Consider the following 18,942-nt stretch of genomic DNA (forward strand, 5'->3'; position numbering starts at 1 on the left):
GCCTGGCGCTGCTCGGGCTGGCCCCGATCGGGTTCCTGGTGGTGTTCTTCGCGTGGCCGGTGCTGGCGATCATCGCCCGCGGGTTCGCCGCCGGCGGCCTCGACGTCGTCTTCGGTGACGCGCGGACCTGGCAGCTGGCCGGCTTCACCGTGGCGAGCGCGGCGGCGTCGACGCTGGTGGCGATCGTCGCCGGGCTGCCGGTGGCGTTCCTGCTCGCGCGGGTGAAGCTGCCCGGCGCCGGCCTCGCGCGGACGCTGGTGCTGGTGCCGTTCGTGCTGCCGACCGTCGTCGTCGGCCTGGCGTTCCGGGCGCTGTGGCCGGACGGCGGGGTGCTGCCGATCGTGCTGGCCAACGCCTTCTTCAACGTCGCCGTCGTCGCGCGGACCGTCGCCGGGCTCTGGGCGCGGCTGGATTCGCGGACGACCGACGCCGCCCGCGCGCTGGGTGCGTCCCCGTGGCGGGCGTTCCGCTCGGTGACGCTGCCCGCGCTGGCGCCCGCAATCGCGTCCGCCGCGGCCGTCGTGTTCCTGTTCTGCGCCACCAGCTTCGGCGTCGTCCTCATCCTCGGCGGCGCGAAGTACCGGACGCTGGAGACCGAGATCTACCTGCGGACGGTCGACCTGCTCGATCTTTCGGGCGCGGCGGCGCTTTCGCTGATCCAGTTCGCGGCCGTGGTCGCCGCGCTCGTGCTCGGCGGGCTGGCGCGGCGACGCAAGGACGGCGCCCGGATCGGCGCCGCGAAAACACGACGCCCTCGCGGCGGAGAATGGCCGGTGGTCGGCGCCGCGGGCGTCGTGCTGGCCCTGCTGCTGACGCCGATCGTCGCGCTGCTCGTCGAATCGGTGTCCACTCCCGACGGCTGGAGCTTCGCCGGTTATCGAGCGTTAACTACCACCGGTGAGAAGGGTGCGCTGCAGGTTTCCGGCTGGGACGCGGCGCTGAACTCGCTGAAGGTGGCCATCGACGCGACGTTGCTCGCGATGGTCGTCGGCGTGCTCGCGTCCGTGGTGCTGGTGGCGCTGCGGCGCTCGCCCGCGAAAGCCGCGCGCGGCCTCGGCGAGACCATGGACGCCGTGCTGATGCTGCCGCTCGGGGTGTCCGCGGTGACTGTCGGCTTCGGTTATCTGGTCACCCTCGACGCGCTGCCCGGCGACCTCCGGACGTCGCCTTACCTTGTACCACTGGCTCAGGCGCTGGTGATCATCCCGCTGATCGTGCGGATGGTGCTGCCGGTGCTGCGCTCGGTCGATGTCCGATTGCGGCAGGCCGCGTCGACGCTCGGCGCGAGCCCGCTGCGGGTGTGGCGCGAGATCGACCTGCCGCTGACGCTGCGGCCGCTGGTCGCGGCGGCCGGGTTCGGGTTCGTCGTGGCGCTCGGCGAGTTCGGCGCGACGAGCTTCCTCGCGCGGCCGACGGCGCCGACGCTGCCGGTCGCGATCGCGTCGTTGATGGGACGTCCGGGGGAGCTGAACAATCAGATGGCGTACGCCGCGTGCGCGCTGCTGATGCTCGTGACGGTGCTGGCGGTCGCGCTGATCGACCGGTTGGGACGCGGCCGGGTGGGAGAGTTCTGATGGCGCTTTCGGTGCGGGACCTGACCGTCCACTACGGATCGTTCGCGGCGGTCCGCGACGTCCGCCTGGACATCGCCGACGGCGAGGTGCTGGCGCTGCTCGGCCCGTCCGGCTCGGGGAAGTCGACGCTGCTGCGCGCGATCACCGGGCTCGAGCCGTCGGCGCGCGGCTCGGTGAGCTGGGACGGCGACGACCTCGGCGCGGTGCCGGTGCACCGGCGCGGGTTCGGTCTGGTGTTCCAGGACGGCCAGCTGTTCGCCCACCGCGACGTCGCCGCGAACATCGCGTTCGGTCTGCGGATGCACGGTGTGCCGCGGTCTTCGTGGGGTGCGCGGGTCGCCGAGCTGCTGGCGCTGGTGGGCCTCTCCGGCTTCGAACGCCGGCGCGTCACGGAGCTGTCGGGCGGGCAGGCCCAGCGGGTGGCGCTGGCCCGGGCGCTGGCGCCGAAGCCGCGGCTGCTGCTGCTCGACGAGCCGCTGTCCGGTTTGGACGCGGGGTTGCGCGAGCAGCTGGCGATAGACCTGGCGGACCTGTTGCGGCGCAGCAAGATCACGGCGTTGCTGGTGACGCACGACCAGGAGGAGGCGTTCACGCTGGCCGACCGGGTCGCGGTGCTGGACGCGGGCGAGGTCCGCCAGGAGGGCGCGGTCCGCCGGGTGTGGCGCAACCCGGCGGACGACGACGTGGCCCGGTTCCTCGGCGTGACGACGTTCGTGGACGGTGTCGTCGCGGGCGGCGTGGCACACACGACGCTGGGCGACGTCGCTCTGCCGGACGCCGTGGACGGCCCGGTACGGCTGGGACTGCGGCCGCACGCGCTGCGGGTGGCCGCCGAAGGCGTGCCGGCCGAAGTGGTGGCGGCCGTGCACCGACGCGAGCACGTGCGGCTGGTGGTGAAGCTGAGTGAGTCCACTGTGGACGCGATCGCCCCGGCGGCGTCGGACCTGCGGGCGGGGGACGCGGTGAAGCTGGAGTTCGACCCGGACGGCGTCGCGCTGGTCGGTCAGCCCGCGTAGTCCGGGAACTCCGTGAAGAACCGGCAGCCGGCCCATTGGCCGTACAGGACCTCGGTCTCCAGCTCGTCCATGAACAGGGCGTGCAGGAACTCGGGGACGCTGCCCGGGTACTGTCCCCAGCCGTCACCGTGGTCGTCGCAGTACAGGACGCTTTCGGGGCCGGGCTGAGAACTCCAGAAGTAGGTGTGCTGGTCGCCGTGCCCCCACGCGACCAGGCCGCCCTCCTCCGGGTGGAAGCGGTGCGGGAATTCCGCGTGGTTCAGGCTTCGGGCGTACTTGAAGTTCTCGGTCTTGGTCTTCGCCCTGCCGAGGAACATGTCCAGCGCCCGTTCGCTCTGAACGGGGTTGTAGAAGTGGATCCAGCCGCCGAACGAGCCCGTCGGGAAGCAGAGCGACAAGTCCTTGACACCGCGGGGCACTTCGGTGGCCAGCCGATCTTCGACCTGCGCCCAGGTGAGCCCTGGATCGGGTGACTTCCGCCAGCCGAGAAGCTCGGAGAGCCGTGTAGCGGCAGGCTGATCGGAAGTCATCCCACTCCTCGTCGCGGCGGATTCCCGGACCAGTCTACCGACCCGGCCCCGGGAATCCGGCCTTCGACGAACCTCAGCCGTCGCGAGTGGACAGTCGGGCGTACGCCAGCGACAGCCCGATCACGATGTAGCACGCCGCCCGCAAGGCTCCCTCGCCCAGCATCTGCGTGCCCATCGGGTCCTGCAGGACCTCCGCCGGGGCCATCGACCAGTCCTTCGTCAGCAGGAACGGGTGCAGCCAGTCCAGCGACGTCAAGAACCCCAGGATCGTGAACACGATGTCGGCCGCCAGGACCGACGCCACCACCAGCATCGGGTGCTCGGTCCAGCTGGAGATCGCCAGCGCCACCGCGCCGACCGCCCACAGCTGCAGCACCACCCAGCCCGCCATCAGCAGGATCCGGGCCAGCGCGCCGCCCAGGGTCAGCGTCGTGCCCGACAGCGTGAACAGCGAGTCCGTGCCGTTGATGATCAGCCCGGTCACCACGCCCGTCACGCACATCGCCAGCACCGAGACCACCGACACCGTCGCGACGCCGAACGCCTTGACCGCCAGCAACCGGCCTCGGCCGACCGGGGCGATCAGCCAGCCACGCAGGGTGCCGTGGGCCGTCTCGCCCGCGATCGCGTCCGCGCCCGCCATCGCCGATGCCAGCGGCAGGAGCAGGGCCAGCGACATCACGACCGCCGCGATCGGGAGGACGAACGCGTTGTTGACCGCGGACGCCAGCAACGCGCCGCCGCCCTCGTCCGGGCCGCCGCCCTGCGCGTTGTCGCTCACCAACGTCAGGCCGATGCCGATGATCACCGGGATCAGCGCCAGGAGCCCGAGCACGGCCAACGTGCGCGGCCGCCGGAAGATCCAGCGCAGCTCCGCGGCCAGCAGGCGCGGCAGCGGCACCGTGTCGTGGCCCGTGCGGGCCGCCGGTACTTCGAGGACCGCCGTCATTCCGATCCCTCCGTCAGCCGTGCGAACAGGTCTTCCAGCCCGGTGCGGGCCCGCGTCGCCTCGTGGACCGCGACCCCCGCGCCCACCAGCACCTGCAGCACCCGCGGTGCTTCCGCCGCCGTGAGGTCGGCGCGGACGCCGTCCGGCGTGAGCCGGGCACCGATCCGGTTCTCCCGCAGCACTTCCACCGCCTGCTCGGCGTCGGGCGTGCGGACCAGCAGGGCCGCGTTCCCGGACTCCAGCAGCTCCGCCAGCTCGCCCTGCGCGACGACGTTGCCGGCCTGCAGCACGGCGACGTGCGTGCACGTCGCCTCCACCTCGGCCAGCAGGTGCGACGACACCAGCACGGTGACCCCGTCGGCGTGCAGCTCGGCGACGATCCTGCGGATCTCCCTGGTACCCGCAGGATCGAGGCCGTTGGTCGGCTCGTCGAGCACGACCATCTTCCGCGGCACGAGCAACGCCGAAGCGAGCCCGAGCCGCTGCTTCATGCCGAGCGAGTAGCCCTTGTAGCGCCGGCGCGCGGCGACGGTCAGCCCGACGCGCTCGAGCGCCGAATCCACCGCGAGGGGGATCCCGCCCGCGGCCAGCCGGGGTTCGGCCGCGGCGAAGCGCAGCAGGTTGTCGCGCCCGGACAGGAACGGGTGGAAGCCCGGCCCCTCGACCAGCGCGCCGACGTCCGGCAGCGCGTGCGCGGCGGCTTCGGGCATCTTGCGCCCGAGCAGCTCGACCTCGCCCTCGGTCGGGCGGACCAGGCCGAGCAGCATCCGGATGGTGGTCGTCTTGCCCGAACCGTTCGGCCCGAGCATCCCCACGACCGCCCCTTCGGGGATGTCGAGGTCGACGTGGTCCACCGCGACCGTGCCGCGGTAGACCTTGCGCAATCCCCGGGTGCGCGCAGCCAGGGGAACCGCCGGGGCGGACGCCTCCGCAGAGACGTCCGCCCCGGACTCGACAGTCGTGCTGGTCACTTCTGACCCAGCGCTTCGTACAGGACCTGCTCCGGCACGGCGCCGGCGGCGAAGCGGCCGTCGTCGGTCAGCACCGCGCTGCCCACCTTCGTGGTGACGAGGTAGCCGCTGCCCCAGGTGCCGCTGACCTTCTTGGCGAAGCGCTCGAGCAGTGCCTTCGGGTCGGCGTTGCCGCCCCGGCCCTCACGGCCGGACTGCTGCTTCGGCGCCGCGTTCAGCGCGTCCGCCGGGACCTTGCCCGTGATGACGGTGTCCCAGCCGTCGCCGACGACCTTGGTGTCCTGCTTGGCCTGCTCGGCGAGGTCCTTGTGCTGCTGGTCGACCGTCGGCGTTTTCTCCTGCACCTTGGCGCCCTTCGGCGGGGTGACGGTGAAGAGGTCGGCCGGCTGCTGCGTGAACTGGATCTCGCTGAACGCGACCTCGAGCGCCGGCGTCGACGTGCCGTTGCTCAGCACCGACACCCGCAGCGGCATCCGCGTCTGCGAGTCGACCGCGACGCGGATCTCGCGCAGCAGCGTCCGCTCGCCCGGCTTCGGCGTCAGGACCAGCTCGTAGGCCGGGCGGTCCGCGACCGTCGCGGTGCCGTCGACCGACACCGTGCTGCTCTCGCGGACCTTCGCGAGCAGTTCGGTCGAAGCCGCGACCGGGTCGGCCAGCTTCTCGCTGCCCGCGCCCTTCTGCTTGGCGACGTCGGCCGGGATCGTCACCTTCGTCGCGGTGTTCGTCTTGGAGCTGTAGTCCCAGACGGTCGTGCCGTCGTGGACCACGGTCTCCTGGCTGGCCCCCTGCGTGGCGGCCAGGCGGCTCTTGCCCGCGCCGTCGCTGAAGATGTGCGCCGAGTCGATGTTCAGCGCCGACGCCCCCGGCAGCGCGCTCCCCACCGACGGCAGCCCCAGGTCGTTGCTGACCTTGACCGTGCCGTCGAACGCGCCCGGCTTCGCCGTCATGACCGACTGCACCAGGTCCTCGGCGCTCACCTGCGGCAGCGCCGGCTTGTCGTCGGCGCTGGCCGGCATCGCGATGAACGCGAGCCCGCCCGCACCGAGCGCGGTGCCGACGACCGCGGCCGTGATGCCCTTCGTCTTCGGTTTCATGCGTCTCTCCCTGTGGTGTTCCCGAGCCCGAGTGTGCCCGGCTCCCTGGCTCCGACGCTTCCCTCTCGAGACTGAGATACCCCTGAAGGTTCTCCCTCTCCGGCTGAGATCGTGCTGAGAGATCCCACGCGACCTGCGCGAACCGGCCATGATGAACCTCGTGAAACCTCGGGTGCTGGTGGTCGACGACGAACCGGGCGTGCGGAAGGCCCTGCAGCGCGGGCTGCGCGCGGAGGACATGGACGTGGTCACCGCCGCGGATGGCCCCACCGGGCTGCAGCTGGCGAGCACGGGCTCCTTCGACGTCATCCTGCTCGACATCATGCTGCCGGGATTGTCCGGTTATCGCGTGCTGGAGCGGCTGCGCAAGGACGGCGTCACGACGCCCGTGCTGCTCGTCTCGGCCAAGGACGGCGAGGTCGACCAGGCCGACGGTCTCGACCTCGGCGCCGACGGCTACCTCGTCAAGCCGTTCTCCTTCGTCGTGCTGGTCGCGCAGGTCCGCGCGACCCTGCGCCGCGCCGGTCCGGAGGCCGGGCGGGGGACGCTGCGGCTCGGCGCGCTGGCGGTCGACCGCGGGCTGCGGCAGGTGCACTGGAACGGCGAGGAGGTCGGGCTGAGCCCGCGCGAGTTCGCGCTGCTCGAGGTGCTCGTCGGCCGCGCCGGGACGGTCGTCACCAAGGACGAGCTGCTGCGCGCGGTCTGGGGTGAGGAGCAGGCCGTGACGCGCAACCTCGTCGAGGTGTACGTCGGATACGTACGACGTAAGTTGGACGCGGTCGGCGCCGGCGCGCTGCTGCGGACCGTGCGCGGGCACGGATACCTCGCGTCCGACGCGCAGCTCGACGAGGTCATCACCCCGTGATCTCGTGGTGGCGGGGCCGGTCCCTGCAGGTCAGGATCACCTTGCTGGCCGCGATGATCACCTTGGCCTGCCTGCTCGGGCTGGCCGCGCTCGCCGCGTCGAACCTCTCGCCGCTGCTCATCGGCTCGGTCGACCGCGAGCTGTCGGCCGCTCTCGGGCCCGCGAGCGCCGAAGTGAGCGCCGGGCGCCCGCTCTCCGGCGCGGCGCCGGTGACGCTGCGGGTCCTGGACACCGCGGGCGCACCGGTGGACGGCGGCACCCCGACCGGCCTTACGTTGTACGACATCTCGACGCTCAAGGCCGGGCAGCCGGTCCAGCGCGACGGCGCGCGGTACCTCGGCACGGTCGTGAGCGCGCCCGACGGGTCGCAACGGCTGGTCGTGGCGGGCGCGGGCCTGGTCGGGTTCTCCGCGGCGGTGCACTACGGCGGCGTCTGGCTGGTGGTCGTCGCCTCGATCGGGGCGCTGGTGGCGGGGCTCGCGACGTGGCTGGTGGTGCGGCTGTCGCTGCGCCCGGTGGCGCGGATGCGGGGTTCGGTGCGCGCGTTGCCGCCGGGAGCGCGGCTGGCGCTGCCGGACTCCCACGACGAGCTGCGCGCGCTGGCGGAGGAGTTCAACGCGCTGCTGGAGCGGCAGGAGCAGGCGAGCGACCGGCTCCGGCGCTTCACCGGCGACGCGGCGCACGAGCTGCGGTCGCCGGTCGCGTCGATCCGGGTGCAGGCCGAGGTCGCGGTGACCAACCCGGATCCGGAGCTGTCCCAGGAGACGCTGTCGGACATCTTGACCGAGGCCGAGCGGCTGTCGTCGCTGCTGGACGGGCTGTTGTCGCTGGCCCGGTCGGACGCGGGGGAGGTGCCGCCCGCGGAGCCGGTCGAGCTGGTCAGCGAGGTCCGCGCGGCGGTCGCGCGGCTGCCGGCGGGGGCGCCGGAGACGCGGGTGAGCAATGCGGTCGCGCAGGCGTGGGCGTCGTCCGCGCACGCCGAGGTGGAGCTGGTGCTGGACAACCTGCTGCGCAACGCGTGCCGCTACGCGCGCGGCGAGATCGTGGTGTCGGTGCTGGCGTCGAGGTCGTCGGTCCGGGTGGTGGTCGACGACGACGGCCCGGGCATCCCGCCGGAGCACCGCGAGAAGGTGTTCGACCGCTTCTACCGGATCGCGGACGACCGGGCCCGGTCGTCCGGCGGGACGGGGCTGGGGCTGGCGATGGTGGCGGAGACCGTCCGACGGCGCGGCGGCCGGGTGCAGGTGGGGGAGTCCCCGGACGGCGGGGCGCGGTTCGTCGTCGTCTGGCGCGCGGCCGCGGGCGAGGACGGCGGTTCACGCGGCTGAAGCTGCCCCGGTGCTTCTTACGTCGTAAGACACCTTACGCAGTAAGTCAATTTTACGCTGTAAGGCGGCGGTCCGCCCGACAGGAGGGCTTCCGGGTAGATTCCGGGGCTGTGAACGGTGTGATCGTGGGTGCCGCCCTGGTGCGGGACGGGAAGCTGCTCGCCCAGCAGCGGGCCTGGCCGCCGAAGCACGCGGGGCAGTGGGAACTGCCCGGTGGCCGGGTCGAGGAAGGCGAGTCCGAGGCCTTCGCACTGGCCCGCGAGTGCAGCGAGGAGCTGGACGTCGTCATCGAGGTGGGCGCGCGCGTCGGGGAGGACGTGCCGCTGCCCGGTGAGAAGGTCCTCCGCATCTACGCCGCGACGCTCGTTTCGCCTGGCGAAGAGCCGCGCGCCGTCGAGCACCGAGCCGTGCGCTGGCTCGGGCTCGACGACCTCGACGGCCTCGACTGGCTGCCCGCCGACCGGATCCTGCTCCCGGCCCTGCGCGCGCTGCTCAGTTAGCGCCGATCATCCGCAGCGCCGCGTCGAGCCGGTGCGAGCCGCGCTCCCGGGCCCGCTCCGCACCCGCCTTGCGGACCCGGTCCAGCTCTGCGACGTCGTCGAGCAGCGTTAACGCTCGTTCACGCAGGGGTCGCAGCTCCTCGATCACGGCGTCCGCGACGGCGTCCTTCACCGCTCCGTACGACGAGAACTCCGCCGCCAGGTCGGCCGGCGCGCCACCCCGGCACGCGGCCAGGATCTCCAGCAGGTTCGCCATTCCCGGCCGGGTCTCCGGGTCGTGCGCCGGCACCGTTTCGCCGTCGGTGACCGCGCGGCGGATCTTGCGGCGGATCTGGTCGGGCTCGTCGAGCGCGAACACCACGCCCACCGCGTCCCGGGTCGACTTGGACATCTTGCGCGCCGGGTCGGCCAGGTCCTTGACACGCGCCCCCGCGGGCGGGAGCACCGCCCGGGGGACGGTGAACACGTCACCGTAGGTGCCGTTGAACCGCTTGGCCAGCGTCCGCGTCAGCTCGACGTGCTGGCGCTGGTCCTCGCCGACCGGCACCTCGTCCGCGCCCTGCAGCAGGATGTCCGCGGCCATCAGCGCCGGGTAGGTCAGCAGCGACAGCCGCACGCCGGCCTGGCCCTTGGACTTCTCCTTGAACTGGATCATCCGCGCGGCCTCGCCGTAGTTGCAGGTGCACTCCAGGACCCAGGTCAGCGCACCCAGCTCGCGGGCCAGGTCGGACTGGACGAACACCCGCTCCGGGTCGATGCCGGCGGCGATCAGCACGGCGAGCTGCTCGCTCGCCAAGGATCGGAGTTTCGCCGGGTTGTGCGGGGTCGTCATGCCGTGCAGGTCGGCGACGAAGTACAGGTCGTCCACGCCGCCCTCGCGAGCCCAGCGGCGCACGGCGCCGAGGTAGTTGCCCAGGTGGACGTGACCGGAGGGCGTGATGCCGGACAGCTTGCTCATGGTCTTCCCTTCCGAGGGGACCACCCCGGAAAAGGCATGAAAAAGGCCGCCCGTCCGGGGCGGCCGCTGGTGATCAGCGCAGGACTAGACGGCCGCCTGGGGCGGCCACCAGCTGGACGTCTGCGCGTGCATGCGGCGAGCTTAGCCGATGTCCGTCACCACTCGGTATCGTCCGGACGCGGGAACGCGCGAGCGGGTCTACCGTCTTAACCATGTATGTCGTCCTGCTGAACTACACGGCTCCCATCGAGGACATCGACCTGGCGCTCCCGGACCACGCCGAGTGGCTGAACAAGCAGTACGAGCACGGCCACTTCCTGGCGTCCGGGCGGCGGAACCCGCGCATCGGCGGCGTCATCATCACGCGCCCGCTGAACCGCGGGAAGCTCGACGCCATCCTGGCGTCCGACCCCTTCTGCGTGCGGCACCTCGCCCAGTACGAGGTCATCGAGTTCTCGCCGACCAAGACCGCTCCGGAGCTGCGCTTGCTCAACGAAGCGATCACGCACTAGCTAGGCGGCGAGGTCCAGCTTCGCCTTCTTCAGCGCCAGCACCGGGCACTTCTTGCAGCGCGGCTTCGACCGGCAGCACTTCTTCTTGACCTTGCCGGCCTTCATCAGCTTGCGCACGACCTTCCGCGGGTCGTCCGGCTTCTTGCCCACGCGCACGCACCTTCCGAATCGGCGACGTTGACCGGGTTTCCACGTTAGGTCAGGCTAACCGACGTGGGGGCGTGGGGCCGCTCACAATGGGGTGGCAGGTATCCTGGGTGAGGTCCGCGTGTGACCAGAGCCGGTCACGGGATGCCTGACGGGCTTACGCGGCCATCCAACCCTTGAAGTTCAGGAGTTCTCGCGTGCCCGCAGCCAGCGCTATCGTCGAAACCGGCCGGCCGACCGGTAAGACCCGGCCCGACCTGCGCAACGTCGCGATCGTCGCCCACGTCGACCACGGCAAGACCACCCTCGTGGACGCGATGCTGCGCCAGTCCGGCGCCTTCGCCGAGCGGGCCGAGCTCGTCGACCGGGTCATGGACTCGGGCGAGCTCGAGCGCGAAAAGGGCATCACGATCCTCGCGAAGAACACCTCGATCCACCGCCAGACGCCCGAGGGCCAGGTGACGATCAACGTCATCGACACCCCCGGCCACGCCGACTTCGGCGGTGAGGTCGAGCGCGGCCTGGCCATGGTCGACGGCGTCGTCCTGCTGGTCGACGCGTCCGAGGGCCCGCTTCCGCAGACCCGTTTCGTACTGCGTAAGACGCTCGAAGCCGGCCTGCCGGTGATCCTGCTGGTCAACAAGACCGACCGCCCGGACGCCCGGATCGCCGAGGTCGTCGAGGAGACCCACGACCTGCTGCTCGAGCTGGCCAGCGACATCGAGAACGCCGACCACGACGCGATCCTCGACCTCCCGGTCGTCTACGCCTCCGCGCGCGCCGGCAAGGCGAGCCTGGAGCAGCCCGCCGACGGCGAGATCCCCGAGAGCGAGAACCTCGATCCGCTGTTCGAGACGCTGCTCCGGCACGTGCCGCCGCCCGCCGCCGACCTCGACGCGCCGCTGCAGGCGCTGGTCACCAACCTCGACGCGTCGAACTTCCTCGGCCGCATCGCGCTGATCCGCATCCACGCCGGCAAGCTCCGCAAGGGCCAGACCGTCGCCTGGATGCGCGAGGACGGCACGACGCAGAACGTCCGCATCTCCGAGCTGCTGGTCACCGAGGCGCTCACCCGCGTCCCGGCGACCGAGGCCAGCGCCGGCGAGCTCGTCGCCATCGCCGGCATCCCGGAGATCACCATCGGCGACACCCTCGCCGACTCCGAGACGCCGGTGGCGCTGCCCCGGATCACCGTCGACGAGCCCGCGATCTCGATGACCATCGGCGTCAACACCTCGCCGCTGGCCGGGCGCAACGGCGGCGACAAGGTCACCGCGCGGCTGGTCAAGGCCCGCCTGGACCAGGAGCTGATCGGTAACGTCAGCATCCGCGTCCTGCCGACCGAGCGCCCCGACACCTGGGAGGTCCAGGGCCGTGGCGAGCTGGCGCTGGCGATCCTCGTCGAGCAGATGCGGCGCGAGGGCTTCGAGCTGACCGTGGGCAAGCCGCAGGTGGTGCTGCGCACGATCGACGGCAAGCTGCACGAGCCGTTCGAGCGCCTCTACATCGACTCGCCGGAGGAGCACCTCGGCGCGATCACCCAGCTCCTGGCCGCGCGCAAGGGCCGCATGGAAGACATGAGCGGCAACGGCACCGGCCGCATCAAGCTGGAGTACGTGCTCCCGTCGCGCGGCCTGATCAGCTTCCGCACCGACTTCCTCACCGAGACCCGCGGCACCGGCATCGCGAACCACGTGTTCGAGGGCTACTTCCCGTGGGCCGGCGAGATCCGCACCCGGCACAGCGGCTCCTTGGTCGCCGACCGGACCGGCCCGGTCACCGCGTACGCGATGATCCAGCTGGCCGACCGCGGCACCTTCTTCGTCGAGCCGGGCGCCGAGGTGTACGAGGGCATGGTCGTGGGCGAGAACCCGCGCTTCGAGGACCTCGACATCAACATCACCAAGGAGAAGAAGCTGACGAACATGCGTCAGTCCTCCGCCGACGTGATGGAGACGCTGGCCCGCCCGCGCAAGATGGGCCTGGAAGAGGCGCTGGAGTTCTGCTCCGTCGACGAGTGTGTCGAGGTCGCGCCCGAGGTCGTCCGGGTCCGCAAGGTCACCCTGGACATCAACACCCGGGCGAAGGAGCGTTCGCGCGCGAAGAGCCGCGACAACAGCTGAATCAGCAGAAAATCGCGTAAAAACCTCCCGGCGTACCACGCCGGGAGGTTTTTGCATTGCGGGTCCGTCACCCTGGGTGGACAATAGACCGACGCGAAGTCACGAATTCCGCTGTTCTTCTCCTTATATCTTTATAGGGGTTTTCGTGGATTCGACGCCTGGTGTTCACCACCGGGTCGAACCCGTCTCGTGTCCGGGGCGTGTTCGTTCCGCCGTTCCGGAACGGTCCGGGAACCCGGACGGTGCGCCGCGCGTCTTTTCCGATAGCGGCACCAAGCGGCGCCGCGCCCGGCCGATCCGGGTATGGGAATCCCGGTTCCGGCCGCGGACGCGGCCGTGGGAGCATGGCTGACCCGATCGGGGAGATTCTGGGAGGAACGGGGCGTGCGGGTGAATCGCAAGGCGGTGCCGGTACTGGCACTCGCGGCCGTGCTGGTCACCTCCTGCTCGAACACCCCGCCACCGCCGGTGGTGTCCTCGTCGGTCCCGCCCCCGCCGACCACCGGGAAGACGCCGTCGCAGATCGTCGTCGGGGTCGACGACGTGCTCGGCGGGTACAACCCGCACAACCTGGCCGACTCCTCGCAGGTGACCTCCGCGCTGTCGCAGCTGCTGCTGCCCTCGGTGTTCCGCCAGAAGGACGACGGCAGCACCCAGCTCGACAAGAACCTCATGAAGTCCGCCGAGGTGGTCTCCCAGCAGCCGTTCGTGGTCGCCTACGAGATCCGCCCGGACGCCTCCTGGTCCGACGGCGCGCCCATCGCCGCCGAGGACTTCGACTACCTGCGCACCCAGATGCGCGACCAGCCCGGCGTGATCGGGCCGGCCGGCTACCGGCAGATCACCGACCTGCAGTCCCGCGAAGGCGGCAAGCGCGTCGAGGTCACCTTCGCGAAGCCCTACCCGGGCTGGCAGACGCTGTTCTCGGACCTGCTGCCCGCCCACCTGCTCAAGGACGCGCCCGACGGCTGGCGCGGGGCCCTGGCCTCGAACTTCCCGGCCATCGCCGGCCCGTTCTCGATCAAGAGCCTCGACACCGCCCGCGGCGAGGTGATCCTCGAGCGCAACGAGCGCTACTGGGAGAAGCCCGCGGCGATCGACCGGATCGTGCTGCGCCGCTCGGACCAGAACACGCTGCTGGCCGCGCTGCGCAGCGGCAACGACCAGTTCGCGCTGGCCAGGACCACCGGCGACGAGCTCAAGCTGCTCGGCGAGCTCGGCCCGGCCGTGCAGCTGCACACCGTGGCCCGGCCGCTGGTCGCCGACGTGCTGCTGCGGCCGGTCAGCGCGACGCTGCACGACACGCAGGTCCGCGCCGGGATCGCCGCACTGATCGACCGGGCCAAGCTGGTCACCGAAGGCGTCAACGGCGGCCCGTCGTCGCAGCTGCACGCCGACGCGCAGGTGACGGCGCCGTCGGTGAAGGGGTACACGGCGACCATCCCGCCCGGCCCGCCCACCGCCCCCGACGTGGCCAAGGCGGAGGAGTCGCTGAAGGCGGCCGGCTACACCAAGACCGCGGGCACCTGGCGCAAGAACGGCAAGGCGCTCTCGCTGGTGATCGCCTCGCCCGGCACCCAGGAGCCGTACGCGACGATCGCCAAGGAGCTCACCAGCCAGCTGTCCGCGCAGGGCATCGAGGTCAACGCGATCACGCCGCAACCGCGCGACCTGTTCAGCGGCCTGCTCGCGATGCCGGTCACCGGCGGGATCCAGCAGCCGACCGGCGACTCGGCGGGCAGCGTCGGTGTCGACATCGCGGTCGTGCCGCAGGCGGTCGGCGGCGACACGGCCTCGGTGCTCGCGTCGACCTTCGGCTGCCGCCCCGAACAGACGGCAGCGGGGACGGATCCGGCGAAGCCCGTCGTTCCGGGCAATTCGGCGGGGTTCTGCGACCCGGCCCTGCAGCCGTCGATCGACGCGGCGCTGTCCGGGGCGACCCCGGTCACCGAGGCCCTGACCACTCTTGAGCCTGAACTTTGGCGCCAGAACGTGGTGATCCCGCTGTTCCAATTGGCTGACACCCTGGCGATCGGTTCGGGCATCTCGGGCGTAACCCCGGGTCCTCCGATGGTGGGCCCGTTCGGGTCCGCCGTGAACTGGACTCGCGGCCCGAAGTAATCGCGCGACTACGCATTCAGTACTACCGGGTGATCTTGACGCACGCCTTCGAGTGGGACTCGGTGAATCCGTGAGGTAACCGTCGTATTTCTGGATGTCCACTGGAAGTCACCCTTTGGTCACGATCGACCCTGAACTGGTGACTGTCGGTACTTTTCCTTTCTAGCGTGCACCCGCAGTGCGCCAGTTGAGTGTCGCTTGGCGTGTCGTAGGCTCCGGCACCAAACCGGAGCGGTGTGGGTCCTTGTCACAATTCAAGGGCTCAGTGCTAGGAGGGCACACTTCATGAGGAGAACCAAAGCAGTCTCCGCCTTGTCGCTCGTCGCAGGCGCCTCGCTGCTGCTGAGCGCCTGCAGCGGTGGCGACTCGGGCTCGGGCAGCACCGACCAGAACGGATCGTCGACCGACGTCAAGTCGATGGCGGTCGGCAAGGCCGAGCAGGGTGACACGTTCAAGCTCGCGGACGTCAAGGGCTGGGACGGCACGGTCACGGTCGGGATCGACGACGGGTACTCCGGGTACAACAACAACACCCCGGACACCAACAGCTCGTACAACACCTACATCTTGACCGCCGTGCTCGAAGACGCGTTCGTCCTCGACGGCAACAACAAGATCCTGCTCAACAAGGACATTCTCGACTCGGTCGACGTGACCTCCAAGGACCCGCAGGTCGTCACGTACAAGATCAAGCCGAACCTGAAGTGGTCGGACGACGCCCCCTTCGACTGCAAGGACTTCTACCTGGCCTGGCTCGCCCAGAGCGGCCAGGCGAAGGGCGCGGAGGGCAAGAACCCGTTCGACGCGGCCTCGACCACCGGCTACGACAAGATCAAGACGGCCACCTGCAAGGACAACCTGACCCTCGAGACGGACTTCAGCGAGCCGTACCTCGACTACAAGGGCCTGTTCAGCGGTGTCCAGCTCCTGCCGGCGCACATCCTCGAGCAGAAGACCGGCATCGCCGACATCACCAAGCTCGCGCCGACCGGTGACCCGGCCCAGCTGTCCAAGGCCGGCGACTTCTGGACGAACAAGTGGAAGGGCTTCGACAAGTCGATCATGCCGGCCTCGGGCCCGTACATGATCGACTCGTTCGACGCGAACCAGAAGTCCGTCACGCTGGTGAAGAACCCGAAGTGGGCGGGCGGCAAGGGCGGCCCGGCCAAGCTCGTGGTCCGCGCCATGGAAGACACCAAGGCCATGGCGACCGCGCTGCAGAACGGTGAGATCGACGTCGCGGCGTCGACCCAGCCGGACGCCACCGCGGCGGCCACGATGAAGGGCCTCGCGGCGCAGGGCGTGACCTACGGGTCGGCCTCGCAGCTGACCTACGAGCACCTGGACCTGCAGTTCAACCGCATGTTCAAGGACGACGCGCTCCGCAAGGCGTTCTTCGAGGTGGTCGACCGCAAGGCGATCACCGACAAGCTGCTCAAGGAAGTCCAGGCCGACGCGGCTCCGCTGAACTCGATCGTGTTCTTCCAGGGTGAAGAGGGCTACACCGACCTCTACGGCAGCAAGGCCGGACTGGGTGCCGAGGCCGCGGCCAAGACCCTGACCGACGCCGGCTGGGTCAAGGGTGGCGACGGCATCTTCGCCAAGGGTGGCCAGCGGGCCTCGTTCAAGATCACGCACAACCAGAACGCCCGCCGCAGCCAGACCGTCGAGATCATCATCTCGCAGGCCAAGGCGGCCGGTATCGAGGTCAAGGACGAGACGGACGCCAACTTCCTCAAGGGCGGCCGCGTCTCGACCGGTGACTACGACATCGCGCTGTTCGGCTGGTCCTCCCCGCCGTTCAAGTCGCAGTCGCGTTCGATCTACGTCTGCCCGAACGCCGGTGGTGACCAGAACTACCAGAACCTCTGCGACCCGAAGATCGACGAGGCGTTCAAGACCGCGGTCGGCGCGACCGACGAGCAGGTCAAGCTGCAGAGCTACCAGGCAGCCGACAAGGCCATCGCGGACAAGTACGCGACGCTCCCGCTGTTCCAGACGCCGAGCATGTGGGCGTTCAAGGGCATCGACCGTGCGTACATGCAGTCCTACAACGGTGTCCTGTGGAACGTCGGCGAGTGGGAGCAGAAGAAGTAGGGCTCGTCCCGCCTCTTCGTTTCCCTCGCTCCAGATGACCTGGGAGGTACCGGGGTCCGGCCACGAGCCGGGCCCCGGTACCCACCGGAAGTAGCTGTTGACCGTAGGGTTACCCCCATTACGGTAGACAACCGGGCGGCGGTCCAGCGCACTTCTGACGACCAGGCCCGGATGAGGAGCAGTTCGTTGAACCTGGTGATCTATATCCTTCGCCGTCTGGCGATATCGATTCCCGTCCTCCTGGTCGGGACCTTTTTGTCGTTCGTGATGGTCGCCGCCACCGGTGACCCGCTCGGCGAGCTTCGGCACAACCCGAACATCAGCAAGGCCGCCCTGGACTCCCTCTCCCACAAGCTGGGCCTGGACCAGGGCGTCGTGCCGCGCTACTTCAGCTGGCTCGGGGACTTCCTGTCGGGTGACTGGGGCACGTCGATCGCGCAGGGCAACGCGCTCCAGCCGGTCGCGCCCAAGGTGATGGCGGCCTTCGGCGTCACGTTCAAGCTGGTCGTCGGAGCCGAGATCCTCGCGCTGATCATCGGCATCATCGTCGGCGTGCTCGCCGCGGTGAAGCAGTACTCGATCATCGACTACCTCGCCACCACGCTCGCCTTCCTGCTGTTCTCGATGCCCATCTTCTGCATCGCGATCGTGCTGAAGAACTACGCCATCGAGATCAACGGGTGGGTGCGCGACCTCGGCCTGCAGGACGTCCTCGGCAATCCATGGCTACGCACGACCAGCCCGGAACAGCTGAAAACGGACGGCGTCGGGGACTTCATCACGAGCACGATCGGTGCCTACCTGCTCCCGACGCTGTCGATCATGGCGATCAGCTTCGCCGCGTACAGCCGGTTCCAGCGGGCCTCGATGCTCGAGGTGATGAACTCGGACTACGTGCGCACCGCTCGGGCCAAGGGCCTCGCGAACGGCCGGGTCATCTTCCGGCACGCGTTCCGCAACGCCCTGATCCCCGTGACGACGCTGTTCTCGGTGAACTTCGGGTCGGTGCTCGCCGGCGCGATCATCACCGAAACGGTGTTCAACTGGCACGGTATGGGCACATTGCTGGTGGAAGCCGTCAACAAGAACGACACTCAGGTGATGATGGGCTGGCTCGTGGTCATCGCCACCAGCGTGATCGTCGCCAACCTGATCGCCGACCTGGTGTACGGCATCCTGGACCCGAGGATTCGCGTTGGCTGACTTGAACTCCCTTCTCGCGAGCGAAGCCGCGACCAAGGACGGCACCCTCCCGCCGGAAGCGCTGCCCGAACCCCGGAGCCAGGGCAAGCTGGTGCTCCGGAAGTTCCTGCACCACAAGTTGGCGATGGCGTCGACCGCGGTGCTGGTGCTGATCATCGTGCTCAGCATCCTGCTGCCGCTGTTCTGGAAGCACAGCTACGAGGACAGCTCCTTCCCGTCCTTCGCGAAGCCGAGCGGCGACTTCCCGCTGGGCACCACGCAGGTCGGCAAGGACATGGTGTCGCAGATCCTGCGCGGCACCCAGTTCTCGCTGCTGATCGCCCTCACCGTGTCGATCCTGTCGACCGTCGTCGGCGTCGTGCTCGGCGCACTGGCGGGCTACCTGCGCCGGTTCACCGACTCGGCGGTCTCGCGGGTGACGGACCTGTTCCTGATCATCCCGCAGATCGCCGCGGCGGCCATCCTGGCGAAGGTGTTCGGGAGCGGCTCCTGGTACATCGTCGCGCTGGTGCTGGCGTCGTTCGGCTGGATGCAGATCGCCCGGATCACCCGCGCCGAAGCGATGTCGCTGTCCCAGCGCGAGTTCGTCGACGCGGCTCGCGCTTCGGGTGCCGGCACGTTCCGGATCATCTTCAAGCACCTGGTGCCGAACATGGTCGGCAGCATCACGGTCAACGCGACCCTCGCGGTCGCCCAGGCCGTGCTGGCGGAAGCCGCGCTGTCGTTCATCGGCCTCGGTGTCCAGCTGCCGGACACCTCGCTCGGCCGCGTCATCCTGGAGAACTACGCCCAGCTGCAGACGCGGCCGGCGCTGTTCTTCGGGCCGTTCATCGTGCTCGTGCTGATTTCACTGACGATCAACTTCATCGGTGACGGTCTTCGCGACGCCTTCGACCCGCGACAGCGGAGGATGAAGGCCTGACCGCCTGAACGCGTGAAGCGGGGGTGACCGGT

General features: G+C 69.9%; 17 protein-coding genes. 11 read left to right on the forward strand and 6 right to left on the reverse strand.

The annotated features are described in order from the left end of the window. Positions 1–17: 17 nt before the first annotated feature. Together ABZ342_RS34345 and ABZ342_RS34350 are read left to right on the forward strand one after the other, a co-directional pair. Positions 18–1,574, forward strand: coding sequence for an iron ABC transporter permease (locus ABZ342_RS34345; RefSeq protein ID WP_360482140.1), 1,557 nt, complete (start codon positions 18–20; stop codon positions 1,572–1,574). Next, positions 1,574–2,590 (forward strand): ABC transporter ATP-binding protein, encoded by a 1,017-nt coding sequence (locus ABZ342_RS34350; RefSeq protein ID WP_360482032.1) that lies wholly within the window; start codon positions 1,574–1,576, stop codon positions 2,588–2,590. The genes ABZ342_RS34345 and ABZ342_RS34350 overlap by 1 nt, the downstream gene beginning before the upstream one ends. On the opposite strand, the gene ABZ342_RS34355 is transcribed toward ABZ342_RS34350, so the two are convergent. The 4 genes from ABZ342_RS34355 to ABZ342_RS34370 form a co-directional block, all read right to left on the reverse strand. Beyond that, entirely contained in the window at positions 2,578–3,120 is a 543-nt protein-coding gene (locus tag ABZ342_RS34355) for a hypothetical protein (protein ID WP_360482035.1), read from the reverse strand. The two genes, ABZ342_RS34350 and ABZ342_RS34355, sit on opposite strands and share 13 nt — an antisense overlap. Before the next feature lie 73 nt (positions 3,121–3,193). Beyond that, positions 3,194–4,069: an ABC transporter permease subunit gene (locus ABZ342_RS34360; protein WP_360482038.1), complete on the reverse strand. Its 876-nt coding sequence runs from the start codon at positions 4,067–4,069 to the stop codon at positions 3,194–3,196. Then, positions 4,066–5,040: an ABC transporter ATP-binding protein gene (locus tag ABZ342_RS34365; protein ID WP_360482041.1), complete on the reverse strand. Its 975-nt coding sequence runs from the start codon at positions 5,038–5,040 to the stop codon at positions 4,066–4,068. The genes ABZ342_RS34360 and ABZ342_RS34365 overlap by 4 nt, the downstream gene beginning before the upstream one ends. After that, on the reverse strand, positions 5,037–6,134 hold the full coding sequence (locus ABZ342_RS34370) for an outer membrane lipoprotein carrier protein LolA (RefSeq protein WP_360482044.1): 1,098 nt from the start codon (positions 6,132–6,134) through the stop codon (positions 5,037–5,039). The genes ABZ342_RS34365 and ABZ342_RS34370 overlap by 4 nt, the downstream gene beginning before the upstream one ends. A 148-nt stretch (positions 6,135–6,282) precedes the next feature. Between ABZ342_RS34370 and ABZ342_RS34375 the strand changes: the two genes are divergently transcribed. The 3 genes from ABZ342_RS34375 to ABZ342_RS34385 all read left to right on the forward strand — a co-directional run bounded on the left by ABZ342_RS34375 (position 6,283) and on the right by ABZ342_RS34385 (position 8,827). Further along, positions 6,283–6,999 (forward strand): response regulator transcription factor, encoded by a 717-nt coding sequence (locus ABZ342_RS34375; protein ID WP_360482047.1) that lies wholly within the window; start codon positions 6,283–6,285, stop codon positions 6,997–6,999. Further along, positions 6,996–8,327 (forward strand): ATP-binding protein, encoded by a 1,332-nt coding sequence (locus tag ABZ342_RS34380; RefSeq protein ID WP_155541069.1) that lies wholly within the window; start codon positions 6,996–6,998, stop codon positions 8,325–8,327. The genes ABZ342_RS34375 and ABZ342_RS34380 overlap by 4 nt, the downstream gene beginning before the upstream one ends. 110 nt (positions 8,328–8,437) lie before the next feature. Then, the gene (locus ABZ342_RS34385; protein WP_155541070.1) at positions 8,438–8,827 is read left to right on the forward strand and encodes an NUDIX domain-containing protein; all 390 of its coding nucleotides are present in this window, start codon (positions 8,438–8,440) and stop codon (positions 8,825–8,827) included. Here ABZ342_RS34385 and trpS read toward each other — a convergent pair. Continuing rightward, entirely contained in the window at positions 8,820–9,785 is a 966-nt protein-coding gene (trpS, locus tag ABZ342_RS34390; RefSeq protein ID WP_360482051.1) for a tryptophan--tRNA ligase, read from the reverse strand. The genes ABZ342_RS34385 and trpS overlap by 8 nt on opposite strands. Before the next feature lie 212 nt (positions 9,786–9,997). Between trpS and ABZ342_RS34395 the strand changes: the two genes are divergently transcribed. After that, positions 9,998–10,297 carry a YciI family protein gene (locus tag ABZ342_RS34395; protein ID WP_360482054.1) on the forward strand — a complete coding sequence of 100 codons (300 nt, stop codon included), beginning with the start codon at positions 9,998–10,000 and terminating at the stop codon, positions 10,295–10,297. On the opposite strand, the gene ABZ342_RS34400 is transcribed toward ABZ342_RS34395, so the two are convergent. Further along, positions 10,298–10,447, reverse strand: coding sequence for a hypothetical protein (locus ABZ342_RS34400; protein ID WP_020641186.1), 150 nt, complete (start codon positions 10,445–10,447; stop codon positions 10,298–10,300). Positions 10,448–10,641: 194 nt separating this feature from the next. Here ABZ342_RS34400 and typA point away from each other — a divergent pair, with 194 nt between their 5' ends. From typA to ABZ342_RS34425, 5 genes are all read left to right on the forward strand, one after another. Next, positions 10,642–12,567 (forward strand): translational GTPase TypA, encoded by a 1,926-nt coding sequence (typA, locus tag ABZ342_RS34405; protein WP_360482058.1) that lies wholly within the window; start codon positions 10,642–10,644, stop codon positions 12,565–12,567. A 384-nt stretch (positions 12,568–12,951) separates the two neighbouring features. Further along, positions 12,952–14,688 (forward strand): ABC transporter family substrate-binding protein, encoded by a 1,737-nt coding sequence (locus ABZ342_RS34410; RefSeq protein WP_360482062.1) that lies wholly within the window; start codon positions 12,952–12,954, stop codon positions 14,686–14,688. Positions 14,689–14,973: 285 nt separating this feature from the next. After that, positions 14,974–16,785, forward strand: a complete 1,812-nt coding sequence (locus ABZ342_RS34415) for an ABC transporter family substrate-binding protein (protein ID WP_196425167.1) — start codon at positions 14,974–14,976, stop codon at positions 16,783–16,785. 186 nt (positions 16,786–16,971) lie between these two features. After that, positions 16,972–17,988 carry an ABC transporter permease gene (locus ABZ342_RS34420; RefSeq protein ID WP_155541076.1) on the forward strand — a complete coding sequence of 339 codons (1,017 nt, stop codon included), beginning with the start codon at positions 16,972–16,974 and terminating at the stop codon, positions 17,986–17,988. 1 nt (position 17,989) lies between these two features. Beyond that, the gene (locus tag ABZ342_RS34425) at positions 17,990–18,910 is read left to right on the forward strand and encodes an ABC transporter permease (RefSeq protein ID WP_196425400.1); all 921 of its coding nucleotides are present in this window, start codon (positions 17,990–17,992) and stop codon (positions 18,908–18,910) included. Positions 18,911–18,942: the final 32 nt, after the last annotated feature.

Origin of the sequence: Amycolatopsis sp. NPDC005961, assembly GCF_040629235.1 — a bacterium.
In the GTDB taxonomy this organism is placed as follows: domain Bacteria; phylum Actinomycetota; class Actinomycetes; order Mycobacteriales; family Pseudonocardiaceae; genus Amycolatopsis; species Amycolatopsis camponoti.

What these genes read in the sequence shown, in the direction of transcription:
- ABZ342_RS34350 (WP_360482032.1), top strand. Translation starts at nt 1,574, where the DNA reads ATGGCGCTTTCGGTGCGGGACCTGACCGTCCACTACGGATCGTTCGCG.
- ABZ342_RS34355 (WP_360482035.1), bottom strand. Translation starts at nt 3,120, where the DNA reads ATGACTTCCGATCAGCCTGCCGCTACACGGCTCTCCGAGCTTCTCGGC.
- ABZ342_RS34360 (WP_360482038.1), bottom strand. Translation starts at nt 4,069, where the DNA reads ATGACGGCGGTCCTCGAAGTACCGGCGGCCCGCACGGGCCACGACACG.
- ABZ342_RS34370 (WP_360482044.1), bottom strand. Translation starts at nt 6,134, where the DNA reads ATGAAACCGAAGACGAAGGGCATCACGGCCGCGGTCGTCGGCACCGCG.
- ABZ342_RS34375 (WP_360482047.1), top strand. Translation starts at nt 6,283, where the DNA reads ATGATGAACCTCGTGAAACCTCGGGTGCTGGTGGTCGACGACGAACCG.
- trpS (WP_360482051.1), bottom strand. Translation starts at nt 9,785, where the DNA reads ATGAGCAAGCTGTCCGGCATCACGCCCTCCGGTCACGTCCACCTGGGC.
- ABZ342_RS34395 (WP_360482054.1), top strand. Translation starts at nt 9,998, where the DNA reads ATGTATGTCGTCCTGCTGAACTACACGGCTCCCATCGAGGACATCGAC.
- ABZ342_RS34415 (WP_196425167.1), top strand. Translation starts at nt 14,974, where the DNA reads ATGAGGAGAACCAAAGCAGTCTCCGCCTTGTCGCTCGTCGCAGGCGCC.